Origin of the sequence: Paenibacillus sp. alder61 (assembly GCF_020179875.1) — a bacterium.
GTDB lineage: Bacteria > Bacillota > Bacilli > Paenibacillales > Paenibacillaceae > Fontibacillus > Fontibacillus faecis.
Genome location: NZ_JAIUDG010000033.1, coordinates 1 through 12,912, shown reverse-complemented (window position 1 = coordinate 12,912; position 12,912 = coordinate 1). Strand labels below are relative to the sequence as shown.

Sequence of the window (12,912 nt, the reverse complement as noted above, 5' to 3'; positions counted from 1 at the left end):
TTTGGCGATCAACTTCATTTGGTTTGATCTGGGATACACATTAGTGTACCAGGACAGGGAACTGGTTTACCTCCGTTACCTGGCGGAGCAGGGGGTGAATATTCCGCAGGAGCGGGTCGAAGAGGCGTACCATCTGGCGGATAAACATTTCATGAGGGATTACCCGGGGGTGCTGGCCAAGGAACGCGATACCTTTTTCCCATGGTATTTGGGCGTGCTCAATCACTCGCTGGGCCTGCATTTTGATCTGACGAAGCAATACCGGCGGATTTTGGAGATTCAGCGTGAGCTGGAGTGCGTCGGCTGGCGTTCGTTTCCATTTACCCGCCCCGTACTGGAGAACTTGAAAGAGCACTCCTACGGGGTGGGCCTTATCAGCAATTGGGATCATACCGCAAGGGATGTACTGGAGAGAAATGGCTTGCTGCCGCTCCTTGATGAGATCGTGATCTCTTCGGAAGTGGGAATCGAGAAGCCGGATCGGGCGATATTTCAGTTAGCGCTGGAGCGCGCCGGGATATCCCCCGAGGAAAGCCTGTACGTCGGTGATAACTATTACGATGACGTCATCGGGAGTGAGCGGGCGGGCATGCAGAGTTACCTGATCAACCGGTTCGGTACGCTGGGGATCGAGGAGCTGGAGTCGGTCCAGCTGATTTCATCGATACAAGAGCTTCCACAGCGATTATCCGTTTCATCCAAAATCATCTCTTAAATCAGAAAGGGAGGGGTCATACCTATGAGAAAAAATCGCAGATTGCTTCATGGCATGGGTATTTTAACAATGGCTTTATTGATTCTGTTTACGGCCGCTTGCGGCAATAACAACGCTGCCGCTCCAACCGGCAGTCCAGAGGGGGGAACCAATGGAGGCGGCGACGGCGACGGCGTGGCCAACACTTCTTCTGGACCGGCACCGGAAATCAAGACGGAGCAATCCGCCGGAGCCAAGGTGCAGGGCGGCGATGTTGTCGTTATTATTTTGCAGGATCTTGATTTCCTCGACCCTCACCTGGCGGTGGCAGCCGGTACGAATGAAGTGCTGTTCAATGTGTTCGAGGGGCTGCTGAAGCCAAACGAGGAAGGCGAGCTTAATCCGGCTATTGCGGAATCTTACGAAGTGTCGGATGACGGTCTGGTCTATACGTTCAAGCTGCGAAGCGGGGTAAAATTCCATAATGGGAACCCGGTCACCGCGGAGGATGTGGCGTATTCCTATTCCCGCCTTGCTGGATTGGATACGGGAAAACCGCTGCAGTCTGCTTTTGAGGGCGTTAAATCGGTTGAAGCCAAAGACGCTTCCACGATCGAGATCCAATTGAAGCAGAACAGTTCCTCTTTTCTGACGGCATTGACCTCCGCGGTCATTCCGAAGGGATACGAGGACAGCAATAAGAACCCGATCGGCACAGGACCGTTCAAGTTTAAGGAATACTTGCCAGGGCAGCGTCTCGTCCTCGAGAAGTTTCCGGATTATTATGTGAAGGATGTGCCTTCCCTCGACAAGGTCGAATTCCGGATCATTACGGATGCGGAAGCAGGACTGCTGGCTTTGAAATCCGGAGAGGTGGATGTATTCCCGCGGATCGGGACGGAGCGGCTGGAGGAGATAGCCAACGACTATACCACCCTGAGCGCGCCGCAAAATCTGGTGCAGCTGGTTGCCTTCAATAACGCCAAGAAACCGTTCAGTGACATTAAAGTGCGCCAGGCTTTGAATTATGCCATCAACAAGGATGAAATCATTCAAGGGGTTGCGCTCGGTTACGGTACGAAGATCGGTTCGAACCTGAGCCCCGTGCTTGCAAAATATTATCAGGAAGGTCTCGAAGAACAATATGCCACCGATCTGGAGAAAGCCAAGGCTTTGCTTGCCGAAGCGGGTTATCCGAACGGGTTTGAGACGACGCTCTCCGTGCCTTCCAATTACCAGTTCCATGTGGATACAGCCCAAGTCGTCGCTGCGCAGCTGGAGCAGATCGGCGTGAAAGTCAAAATCGAACCGGTGGAGTGGGCCGTATGGCTCGAACGGATCTATAAGGGCCGCGATTATGAGCTGACGATCATTGGCCTTGACGGCAAACTGGATCCGTATCAGATTCTGAACAAATATATTTCCGATGCCTCCAACAATTTCTTTAATTATAACAACCCTGAATTCGATATTGTCCTCAGTTCGGCGGTAACCGAAGTGGATGATGCGAAACGGGTGGAGCTGTATAAGAAAGCCCAACAAATTCTAGCCGAAGATGCTGCTGCGATTTACATCATGGACCCGAACTCCAATGTGGCGCTCAATAAGAAACTTGCGGGTTACAAGCAGTATCCGCTCTACGTTCAGGACTTGTCGAGCGTCTACTTTACGGAATAGGGGGCTGGAGGTGCCCGAATGAACTACTATGCAAGGCGAACGTTGACACTGCTGCTGACGATGCTGTTTATTGTGGTGCTGACCTTCTCCGTATTCCGCATCATTCCCGGCAATCCGGCGCTCACCATTCTTGGCGTAGAGGCCACGGATGAGCAAATTGCGATGCTGGAGGCGAAGCTAGGCACCGATCGTCCGCTTGGCGAGCAGTTTATCGATTGGATTCGGGGCATCGCGATTCTGGACTTCGGGGAATCCTTAAGGTTCTCCGAACCGGTCCTGGATTTGATCGCAACCCGTCTGCCGGTTACCTTCTCTCTGGCCGTGCTGGCTATGGCTATCACGGTATGCGTCGCCATACCGCTGGGCATACTGGCAGCCCGGACCAAGGGCAAACTCGTGGATATGGTTGTATCGATAGGTACCCAGATCGGCCTAGCCGTTCCTTCGTTCTGGATGGGGATCATACTCATACTGGTCTTCGGCCTTACCCTCAAATGGGTGTCGGTCAGCACGTACGTCGGATGGTCGGAGAGTCCGCTATTCGCCCTGCGATCCTTGCTGCTTCCCGCCATCGCGCTCGCGATTCCGCAGATTGCTATCGTGGTGCGGTACTTGCGGACGACGATGCTGGAGCAGTTGAACCTGGATTATGTAAGGACTGCTCGAAGCAAAGGGCTGCCTGAGAAAGACGTTCATTACCGGCATGTGCTGAAGAATTCGCTGCTGCCCGTCATTACGATTATCGGCATTCATTTTGGCGAGCTGCTCGCCGGCAGCCTGGTCATTGAACAGGTATTTACGCTCCCGGGCTTCGGCAGCCTGCTCATAACGGCCATTGGAAACCGCGACTATCCGCTGGTGCAAGGGTTGGTACTGATCATTGCCTTTACCGTCATTACGATTAATTTCTTGGTTGATCTGTCCTACCGCTGGCTGGATCCGCAAATCCGATTAAAGTAGGAGCTAAGCTATGATGAATAGAAAATACAGCTTAAGTTTGGTGCTGGGGATGACGTTTGTATCGTTGCTGCTTGCGATCATGCTGATCAGCCTATTCTATACCCCGCACGCCGTCAACGTCATGAAGATTGCGGACCGGCTGCAAGGGCCGAGCTGGAATCATTGGCTGGGAACCGACAACTTCGGAAGAGACGTGCTTAGCCGCGTCATGGTCGGAGCCCAGACCGCGTTTATGGTTGGAGCCGTATCCGTCGGAATCGGGTTGACCGGAGGATTGATCATCGGAACCTTGGCCGGCTACGAGGGCAAATGGCTGGATGAGCTCCTCATGAGGGGGACCGATGCATTGCTTGCATTCCCCGGCATACTCATCGCTTTGCTACTCGTCACGATTTACGAGCCCAGCCTGTTCCAGACGATGCTGGCCATCGGAATATTATCCATTCCGTCGTTTGCGCGGGTCATTCGCAGCGGAGTGCTGCAGCATCGCGAGGCGGAATATGTGAAAGCCGCAAGAGGCATCGGCGCAGGTCACATGAACATTATTTTCATTCAGATTCTTCCCAATATAGTGTCCTCTATCGTCACTACGGCAGCTTTAAGCTTCTCGACCGCGATTCTGGTGGAGGCCGCGCTCAGTTATTTGGGACTAGGCGTGCAGCCGCCGGACCCAAGTTGGGGAAGAATGCTGAACGAATCGCAGAGCTTTCTGGGCAAGGCCCCATGGTTTACCCTTGCACCGGGGCTGGTAATCACGCTGACCGTGCTCGGATTTAATCTCCTAAGCGACGGGGTCCGCGATGTCCGGGATAAGAGAGGATAGAGGTGATTGGCATGGAACTGGGAACCAAACAGGACGAACAGGTTCTTGATATCCGCAATTTGAGGATCGAATTGCAAACGTCCCGCAGGACGGCCGTGAATGTGCTGGAGGACGTGTCCCTTCAGATCGGAAAAGGAGAGATCGTGGGCGTTGTCGGTGAATCGGGCTGCGGCAAAAGCATACTGTCGCTTTCCGTGCTGGGTTTACTTCCTCCGGCTATGCGGATCAGCGGGGGTGAACTGTGGTACAAGGATAAGCTGCCGCTTCACGCTTATGACAACCGCAGGCTGCAAAGGGTTCGAGGGAAGGAAATATCGATGGTATTCCAGGACCCGATGAGCTCCTTGAACCATGGCTTGACGGTCGGTTATCAGGTGACGGAGAGCTTGAGACTCCATCTGGGCTGTTCCAAGAGCGAGGCACAGGAGCGCGCAGTTATGCTGTTTCGCAAGGTGGGACTTCCCCGGCCGGAGAAACTGCTGCACGAATATCCGTATCAGCTGTCGGGTGGCATGCGGCAGCGTGTCATGATCGCGATCGCCATTTCCTGCAACCCGGGTCTCTTGATTGCGGATGAGCCGACGACAGCGCTGGATGTTACCATCCAGGCCCAGATTCTGGACTTGATGCGCAGCATTCGCGAGGATGACGGTACGGCGATTCTGCTCATTTCCCATGATCTCGGCATGATCGCCGATATGTGCGATCGCATTATCGTCATGTACGCCGGCAAAGTGGTGGAGCATGGAACGGCATCGGAGATCTTTGATTACCCCCGCCATCCGTATACGATCGGGCTGCTCAATTCCATTCCGACTCCCGCGAAAAAGGGCAATCGACTGTACTCCATACCCGGCACCGTCCCGGCCCTCCATGAAAGGGGAGCCGGCTGTCGGTTCGCTTCCCGGTGCGAATACGCAGCCGACCGCTGCCGGCAGGGGCAGCCTCCGCTTATCCAAGTCGGGAAGCAGCATACGGCTGCTTGTTTCCTGCTCGAGGAGGTGAACGCTAATGCCGTCGTATGAAGCTCCGCTGTTAGAGCTTAGAAACATAGAGAAGTCCTACTCGCAGCAGTCCTGGCCCGGTAGCAAGAAGTTCCGGGCGGTTCGCGGAGTCTCGCTGTCCATCAGGAAGGGAGAGACGCTTGGACTTGTCGGCGAGAGCGGCTGCGGCAAGTCCACCGTTGGACGGATGACTGCACGCCTTCTTGAGCCGAGTGCCGGAGAGCTTCACTATAAAGGAAGTGATATCACAGATGCGGGGGGAAGGACACTACGACAGCTGCGTCAGGAAATCCAGTATGTGTTTCAGGATCCGTACACTTCGCTGAATCCGAGATTTACCGTTGGGCGCTTATTGGAGGAGCCGCTGAAATACAATCGGCTGGGCAGCCGCTTGAAGCGTAAGAGCGATGTGCTGGAGATGCTGGACCGGATTGGCCTGAACGCCTCATATAGGAACCGGTATCCCCATGAACTAAGCGGAGGCCAGCGTCAGAGGGTTGGCATTGCGCGAGCCCTCATGATGAATCCGGAATTTGTTGTGCTGGATGAGCCGGTGTCCGCCCTGGACGTTTCCGTGCAGGCTCAAATTTTGAATCTGCTGAAATCCCTGCAGCATGAGCTGTCCTTAACCTACCTGTTTATTTCCCATGATCTGAATGTGGTTCATTATGTTAGTGACCGGGTCGCCGTGATGTATCTGGGGTACATTGTCGAGATTGCGGATGTGCACGATCTGTATGACAGGCCGCTCCATCCTTACGCGCAAGCGCTGGTATCGTCAATCCCGGCGGAACGGGGCGGTGCCAAGCGGGAGCAGATCATTCTTAGCGGAGACTTGCCGGATCCAACGGCTCATATCAGCGGGTGCCCGTTCCGGTCAAGGTGCCTGCATGCTTTCGAACGCTGCGAGTCTGAAATGCCGGGGTGGTCCGGCGTAGGGGAAGGTCACGCCGTACGATGCCATTTGTGGGAGGGCAAATACGCAAGCCCGGAAGCCGCTCCTGTCGAAATCTTATCATGAAAGAATGGAGAGGGGGCATATTCGATGAGCGGTACCATACGGTTGGCAGCTGCGGAAGATGCCGCGACGGTAAGGGATATCCTTTTCCGTGCCTATGAACCGATTCGGAAGTTGGAACTGAAATGGCCAGCCGCCAACCCCACGGCGGAACTCGTTGCGTCCAATATCCAGCGCAATGAATGCTATGTCTTGGAGCAGGACGGTGAAATCGCGGCGACGCTCACCTATTCGCTGGAAGGAGAGGTCCGGGACGTGACGGCCCTGCCTTTTATAAAATGGTTTGCTGTGGATCCCTTGCTCCAAGCGAGGGGACTTGGGTCGAAGTTAATGGATTGGGTCGAACGCTCCGTCCTTCTCGAACAACATCGAGCACCTGCGGTTACTTTAGCGACAGCCGCGCGGCATCCCTGGCTGGCTGACATGTATCGGCGCAACGGTTATGCTTCGATACTGGACTTCGACCCCAAAAACGGCGACGGCGTAATGCATCTTATGCGAAAAATACTGGATCCCGTGCTGTATCAGGAATACATCTTGGAACATCCCGAGGATCTTGCATCTATTCATGATCGACCCCGCCCGGTTTCCTGAGGGCGGTTTCACGTTTGGTAAGGGGCTTGGGTTATTTTGATTTTAAGACTGCTTTTGAAATGGCGTAACCTCCCGAAATGGGGAAATTCTCCACACAAGTTGCCGATCAGTTCAACAATTATGTTAGTTTTAATTTCGTTTCCTTTGTAGGTATCCAGGAAATAATGAGTTTGTTACTGATTTATGCAGCAAATAATTTGTATGGATATCTTGGAAAAAATTTTTGGCCGTGCTATTATCATTTGGTTATTTTAGTTTAAGGGGGGGATATATTTGAAGATTGGCGTTATTGGTGATTTTAATCCGATTTACCTTTCGCAGCAAGCCACGAATGATGCAATAAACCATTCCATTAAAAAATTGGGGGTTCAGATTGTCTATGAATGGATTCCAACAGCGTCAATTCCTGAACAACTAGAAACCATCAAAAAGTCTTATAAAGGGTTTTGGATAGCCCCAGGTATTCCCGATTCTGTAGGTGGAGTATTACAAATTATTAGGTATGCCCGCGAACATAATGTCCCATTAATAGGCACTTGCGGTGGATTTCAAAATATAATTCTGGAGTATGCCAAAAATAAATTAATGCTTGAAGAAGCTGATCACGAAGAATTAAACCCCGATGCTTCTAAACTAGTTATCAGTAAACTTACTTGTTCATTGGTCGGTCAAAAAGGTGAGGTGTTTATAAAGAGCCCTTCATTGGTTTCCAACATTTACCGAGAAACAACTATAATCGAACAATTCCGATGTAGTTACGGCCTAAACCCGGAATTTGAAGCACCAATTAATGAAACAGGATTAGAAATTGTAGGAACAGATGCTGAAGGAAGGCCAAGAATTGTTGAATTAACTGGACATAAATTTTTTATCGGAACGTTGTTTGTTCCTCAATTGAATTCAACTCAAGAAAGTCCACATTGTCTGGTAGATGCATTTATTGAACATATGAGTAACCAATAACTTTAGAAGGATGAAGCCGCCAAGCCATGGTGGTTTTTTAATTTTATGTAGAACTTATTATTTCATCAACGAAAAAAAGAGCTATATAATTGTATGTCACTAATGTCGGGGGACAAGATCATGTTCCCATAGAAAGTCGCTAAAATAGCGGCTTTTTTGTTTTATCGGTACAAGTTCTTGTCCCGAGCCAAGGACAAGAACTTGTACCGATTGCCGTAAGGGTCAAGAACAAAGTCCGATTACCGATTAGATAAATACCTAATCATTTTGCAATTATAGGAATGGGACGCTGCTCTTAAGGATGGAGATCCGCAAGCGACTTTCGTGTTCGCGCCTTATCCTGTGCTGAGACTCCGAAATTTGGACAGGAAGCGTGGTTGTACGTCGAGAGCGCCGTACCGGTCACCTCCAAAGGTATCCAGACGCTGCGCATCCGTCTTATTCTCCAAAATGATAACCATCTGCCGGTTCCTCAATGTGCACCATAACCCGAACCAGATAATCCTCTGCATGTTGCAATACAATCTCATCCTGCATGTAATCCTCGTAAGCATCGCCCATAATGACGTACTGTTTCTCCTTGATATATTTAAAGATTTGCGCATAGATCTTATCGGTATCCCCATAATCTGCTCTGGCATAAGACACGAGATAGAATCCCTCCGGCCTATAGGCCTGTTTGTGATGCTTTGTCGTCATGAAGCTGTACATATGGGAGATCATGTCGCCGTCCGACTTCAGCAGATCTTCTTTGGGAATGATGACCCCACTGGGGTATCCTAGTGGCGCATGCTCTTTGTTCAGCCGGACCCGAAAATCCTCCCAGAGCTCATCAGGGAACTCCTTTTTGGATGAGTAGATGCGGCGGCTCAGCAGCAAGGGGGTTTTAGGTTGCCAGATGACATACATTTGGCTGGTGTCCAGATGCATGGATTGCTCTATATTTTCCGCACGCTGTATAATCATTTGTTTCGCCCGAGTCAACTTGGCGATCTGCAGTTGCAGATTTTCCTCCTGTTTACGCAGCAATCGAAGGGTGGTTTTCGGAGAACGCTCACCGAGATGCTGCTGAATTTCCTCCAGGGACATGCCCAGCTCTTTGAAAATATGAATAACGCCGATCGTTTCAAACTGGCTGTGGCTGTAATAGCGATAACCGTTATCCGCCACAAAGGCAGGTTTGAACAGACCGATGCGGTCGTAGTAAATGAGGGTTTTGCGCGAAACCTCGGACAGCTTGGAAAAAGCACTAATGGACAGCATTTCATTTGGATGCATAAGTACCCCCCGGTCAAATAAAAGCGGATTGACTGTATAGTTACTATACAGTTTATAATAGCATCTGTTCTGATCGTGAGTCTACTTTTGATCGCAGATCAGTGTGTTTATTTTAGATGAGGAGAATGCTTATGGTAAGGAAATTACTGCAAAGTGTACGGGAATATAAAAAAGATACGTGGCTGACCCCTTTGTTTTTACTTGGTGAAGTGGCCATGGAAGCCATAATCCCGCTGTTTATGGCCGAATTAATTGATCAGGGGATCACGGGGGGGCAGATGAATCAGGTGATGAAGTACGGCTTGATTCTGGTGTTGTTTGCCCTTGTGTCTCTGGTCTTTGGGGCGCTGGCGGGTAAGCATTCTGCGATTGCCATGTCGGGGTTCGGAAAAAATTTGCGTTACGACCTGTTCCGTCATGTGCAGCGGCTGTCGTATTCCAATATGGATAAATTCTCAACCTCAGGTATCGTCACCAGGCTGACTACGGATATTACGCATGTGCAAAATGCATTTCTAATGATTATCAGGATTGCCTTTCACAGTCCGGTGATGATGATTTTTGCGACGATTATGACGTATCGCATCAGCCCGTCCATTGCTGCTTGGTTCATGGTTGTTATCCCTGTCCTGGCTATTGGCATGATCATCATCATGAAGTATTCTTTTCCGATTTTTGAGCGTGCATTTGGCAGTTACGATGATCTGAATAAAGTTGTTCAGGAAAATGTACGCGGCATTCGGGTCGTGAAATCCTATGTACGAGAAGAGCGTGAGGTATCCAAGTTTCAAGCCGTATCTCAGCGGATATTTGCACAGATGGTTAAGGCAGAACGCATTATGTCGTACGAACTTCCACTGATGCAAATTGTGCTGTATGCCGTGATGCTGATCATCTCCTGGATTGGAGCCAAACTGGTTGTGGGTGGAAGCATGACTACCGGTGAGCTTACGAGTGTATTCACGTATTCCATGCAAATTCTAATGAGTTTGATGACCCTGGGCATTGTCGTTGTTATGGTTGCCATTGCTCGCGCTTCGGCAGGCCGGATTCATGATCTGTTAAGTGAACAGCCGGACATTACCAGTCCGGAATCGCCAGTTACAGAGCTGCACAGTGGAGAGATTGAATTCCGTAATGTGTCCTTCCGTTACTCCGATAAAGCCGAGAATGATGCTCTTTCAGGTATCAATCTGCGAATTGCTTCGGGACAGACGATCGGTATTATAGGAGCTGCGGGCAGTGCAAAGTCCACCTTGGTGCAACTGATTCCACGTCTATATGATGCCAGTGAGGGTGAAGTCCTTGTCAGTGGAGTCAATGTGAAGGAATACGATTTAAATGTGCTTCGCAGCCAGGTCGCGATGGTATTGCAAAAGAACGTCCTGTTTGAAGGCACGATTAAGGAGAACCTGCGTTGGGGCAATGAAAATGCCACCGATGATGAGTTGATTGAAGCGTGCAAAGCGGCGCAGGCACATGAGTTTATTTCCACGTTTCCGGATGGATATGACACTCATTTGGCACAAGGCGGTACGAACGTTTCGGGAGGTCAGAAGCAGAGACTGTGTATTGCCAGAGCTTTGCTCAAAAAACCGAAGATTCTGATTCTGGATGATTCCACCAGCGCTGTAGATACACGGACCGACGCGTTAATCCGCAGCGTTTTCAAGGAAAGCATCCCGGATACAACCAAAATTATTATTGCCCAGCGTATTGCATCGGTTGAAGATGCGGATCAAATTGTCGTGCTGGATGAAGGCAAGATGGTGGATATCGGAACCCACCAGGAACTGCTGGGCAGAAATACCATTTATCAAGAAGCTTATTTTACACAGACGAAAGGCGGTGAAGCACTGGATGGATAACATCAATTACGGCCGGACAATAAAACGTCTGCTGGCCTACTTTAAATATTACAAATTCAAAACGGCATTGGCGCTGTTCCTAGTTCTGGTTAGTTCCGCCGTCTCTGTCGCTTCTGCGACCTTTCTGCGATTGCTGATCGACGACTATATTACACCGTTGCTCGGAAATCAGAATCCAGTGTTTGACGCCTTGTTACAGGCTTTAATCATTCTGGCTGTAATCTACGCTGCTGGGGTCATTAGTACGTTTGTCTCGAAACGGCTGATGATTACGATCTCGCAGCAGATTATGAAGAGGATTCGTGACCGCTTATTCGATCACATGCAGAAGCTGCCGATTAAATATTTTGACCGTAAAGCCCACGGGGATATTATGAGTCATTACACGAACGATGTGGACACGCTGAACATGATGCTGACGGATGGATTGTCCCAGCTGTTGTCCACTGCGGTGACCGTGTTGGTCGTTCTCGGTACGATGTTGTATCTGGATGTGCCGTTAACGATCGTGGTTGTGCTTGGTGCGCTTGCCATGCTCTGGATTACAAAAACCGTGGGTACTAAGGCAACCCAGCACTTTTTCCGGCAGCAGGAATCGATCGGTGTGGTGGATGGATATATCGAGGAGATTATTCATGGGCAAAAAGTGGTGCAGGTGTTCGGTCGCGAGCAAAAAGTGATGGAACAATTCGCCCGCCTGAATGATAGATTATTTGACGACTCGGCGACAGCTAACAAATATTCGAATATCCTCATGCCAATCAATGCGAATCTGGCCACACTAATCTACGTGCTTGTGGCCATTGCAGGCGGAGCTATGGCGTTATCGGGCTGGAATGCCGGTCTGAGTCTGGGAATTATCGCTGCTTTTCTGAGTTTATCCCGTAATTTCACAATGCCCATTGCCGAAATTTCCTCGCAAGTCAGCATGTTTGTCGTAGCACTTGCAGGGGCTCAGCGGATCTTTAACCTGATGGATGAACAGCCTGAAGCAGATGAGGGCCGTGTGACCTTGGAGAAAAAACAGAATCAGGACGGTTGGGTCTGGAAACTGGAGGACGGAACAAGCGTTGTACTGAAAGGCAAAGTGGAGTTTAAGGACGTCAGCTTTACGTATGACGGAAAGAAACAGGTACTTCAGAATATGACGTTATATGCCATGCCTGGACAGAAACTCGCGTTCGTAGGCGCAACGGGTGCGGGCAAGACTACCGTAGCCAATCTGCTCAATCGTTTTTACGATATTACAGAAGGCGAGATCATCTATGATGGCATTAATATTCAGCGTATTCGAAAAGCAGATTTGCGGCGTTCTCTGGGAATTGTACTGCAGGATACCCACCTGTTCTCGGGTACGGTAGCTGAGAACATTCGATACGGAAGGCTGGAGGCCAGTGACGATGAGGTGATCCAGGCTGCGAAGCTGTCATATGCGGCGAGTTTTATTGAACGTTTGCCTGACGGGTATGAGACCCGGCTTGACGGCAACGGCAATGGACTGTCACAGGGACAGAGTCAATTGCTGGCGATTGCCAGAGCGGCGATTGCCAATCCGCCTGTCATGATTCTGGATGAAGCAACATCATCCATCGATACACGAACAGAAGCGCTGGTCCAGAAGGGGATGGATAACCTGATGGAGGGCCGAACCGTGTTTGTGATCGCCCACCGGTTATCTACCGTACGAAATTCCGATGCCATTATGGTTCTTGAAAAAGGCCAAATCAAGGAACGCGGGGATCACGAGCAGCTGCTGGCGGCTAAAGGGATTTATTATCAATTGTACACAGGTGCCTTTGAGTGGGATTAACGGACACATTCAAGCATCAACTAATGCAACGCATCCAATTTATCAACTGTCGAGGGACAAGAACATAGTTCCATAGAAAGTCGCTAATTTAGCGACTTTTTTGTTAGTGGCTTTAGCCAGTTGAGTACGCGAAGCGTGCGAAACAAAAAACCACCCGCTATGCGGGTGGAGGGATCTAGGGTTTGACCAACAAGACCATTCCCATAAAATTGAGATGTTCAGG

Annotated in this window: 11 protein-coding genes; 10 read left to right on the top strand and 1 reads right to left on the bottom strand. The window is 50.2% G+C overall.

The window, feature by feature from the left end; translation table 11 throughout:
* The first annotated feature begins 1 nt into the window (after nt 1).
* The 8 genes from LBW89_RS25465 (at nt 2) to LBW89_RS25430 (ending at nt 7,733) form a co-directional block, all read left to right on the top strand.
* The gene (locus LBW89_RS25465; RefSeq protein ID WP_213505814.1) at nt 2-715 is read left to right on the top strand and encodes an HAD family hydrolase; all 714 of its coding nucleotides are present in this window, start codon (nt 2-4) and stop codon (nt 713-715) included.
* Between the two features lie 24 nt (nt 716-739).
* Entirely contained in the window at nt 740-2,371 is a 1,632-nt protein-coding gene (locus tag LBW89_RS25460) for an ABC transporter substrate-binding protein (RefSeq protein ID WP_225040758.1), read from the top strand.
* An 18-nt stretch (nt 2,372-2,389) separates the two neighbouring features.
* Nucleotides 2,390-3,331, top strand: a complete 942-nt coding sequence (locus LBW89_RS25455; protein WP_225040757.1) for an ABC transporter permease — start codon at nt 2,390-2,392, stop codon at nt 3,329-3,331.
* A gap of 13 nt (nt 3,332-3,344) precedes the next feature.
* A complete protein-coding gene (locus LBW89_RS25450; protein WP_225040792.1) occupies nt 3,345-4,154 on the top strand; it encodes an ABC transporter permease in 810 nt (269 codons plus the stop codon).
* An 11-nt stretch (nt 4,155-4,165) separates the two neighbouring features.
* Complete coding sequence (locus tag LBW89_RS25445; RefSeq protein ID WP_225040756.1) at nt 4,166-5,179, top strand: ABC transporter ATP-binding protein; 1,014 nt, start codon at nt 4,166-4,168, stop codon at nt 5,177-5,179.
* Nucleotides 5,166-6,179 (top strand): ABC transporter ATP-binding protein, encoded by a 1,014-nt coding sequence (locus LBW89_RS25440; RefSeq protein ID WP_225040755.1) that lies wholly within the window; start codon nt 5,166-5,168, stop codon nt 6,177-6,179. Before LBW89_RS25445 ends, LBW89_RS25440 begins: the two co-directional genes overlap by 14 nt.
* 24 nt (nt 6,180-6,203) lie before the next feature.
* Nucleotides 6,204-6,770 (top strand): GNAT family N-acetyltransferase, encoded by a 567-nt coding sequence (locus tag LBW89_RS25435; protein ID WP_225040754.1) that lies wholly within the window; start codon nt 6,204-6,206, stop codon nt 6,768-6,770.
* A gap of 273 nt (nt 6,771-7,043) precedes the next feature.
* Complete coding sequence (locus LBW89_RS25430; protein WP_225040753.1) at nt 7,044-7,733, top strand: glutamine amidotransferase-related protein; 690 nt, start codon at nt 7,044-7,046, stop codon at nt 7,731-7,733.
* 438 nt (nt 7,734-8,171) lie between these two features.
* On the opposite strand, the gene LBW89_RS25425 is transcribed toward LBW89_RS25430, so the two are convergent.
* Nucleotides 8,172-9,011 (bottom strand): MerR family transcriptional regulator, encoded by an 840-nt coding sequence (locus LBW89_RS25425; RefSeq protein ID WP_225040752.1) that lies wholly within the window; start codon nt 9,009-9,011, stop codon nt 8,172-8,174.
* A gap of 131 nt (nt 9,012-9,142) precedes the next feature.
* Here LBW89_RS25425 and LBW89_RS25420 point away from each other — a divergent pair, with 131 nt between their 5' ends.
* Together LBW89_RS25420 and LBW89_RS25415 are read left to right on the top strand one after the other, a co-directional pair.
* Complete coding sequence (locus tag LBW89_RS25420; RefSeq protein ID WP_148457611.1) at nt 9,143-10,879, top strand: ABC transporter ATP-binding protein; 1,737 nt, start codon at nt 9,143-9,145, stop codon at nt 10,877-10,879.
* Nucleotides 10,872-12,689: an ABC transporter ATP-binding protein gene (locus tag LBW89_RS25415; protein ID WP_225040751.1), complete on the top strand. Its 1,818-nt coding sequence runs from the start codon at nt 10,872-10,874 to the stop codon at nt 12,687-12,689. The genes LBW89_RS25420 and LBW89_RS25415 overlap by 8 nt, the downstream gene beginning before the upstream one ends.
* Nucleotides 12,690-12,912: the final 223 nt, after the last annotated feature.

Bases quoted from the DNA above. Each gene is read 5' to 3' on its own strand.
- LBW89_RS25440 (WP_225040755.1), top strand. From the start codon at position 5,166: ATGCCGTCGTATGAAGCTCCGCTGTTAGAGCTTAGAAACATAGAGAAG.
- LBW89_RS25455 (WP_225040757.1), top strand. From the start codon at position 2,390: ATGAACTACTATGCAAGGCGAACGTTGACACTGCTGCTGACGATGCTG.
- LBW89_RS25445 (WP_225040756.1), top strand. From the start codon at position 4,166: ATGGAACTGGGAACCAAACAGGACGAACAGGTTCTTGATATCCGCAAT.
- LBW89_RS25450 (WP_225040792.1), top strand. From the start codon at position 3,345: ATGAATAGAAAATACAGCTTAAGTTTGGTGCTGGGGATGACGTTTGTA.
- LBW89_RS25435 (WP_225040754.1), top strand. From the start codon at position 6,204: ATGAGCGGTACCATACGGTTGGCAGCTGCGGAAGATGCCGCGACGGTA.
- LBW89_RS25425 (WP_225040752.1), bottom strand. From the start codon at position 9,011: ATGCATCCAAATGAAATGCTGTCCATTAGTGCTTTTTCCAAGCTGTCC.
- LBW89_RS25415 (WP_225040751.1), top strand. From the start codon at position 10,872: ATGGATAACATCAATTACGGCCGGACAATAAAACGTCTGCTGGCCTAC.
- LBW89_RS25460 (WP_225040758.1), top strand. From the start codon at position 740: ATGAGAAAAAATCGCAGATTGCTTCATGGCATGGGTATTTTAACAATG.
- LBW89_RS25420 (WP_148457611.1), top strand. From the start codon at position 9,143: ATGGTAAGGAAATTACTGCAAAGTGTACGGGAATATAAAAAAGATACG.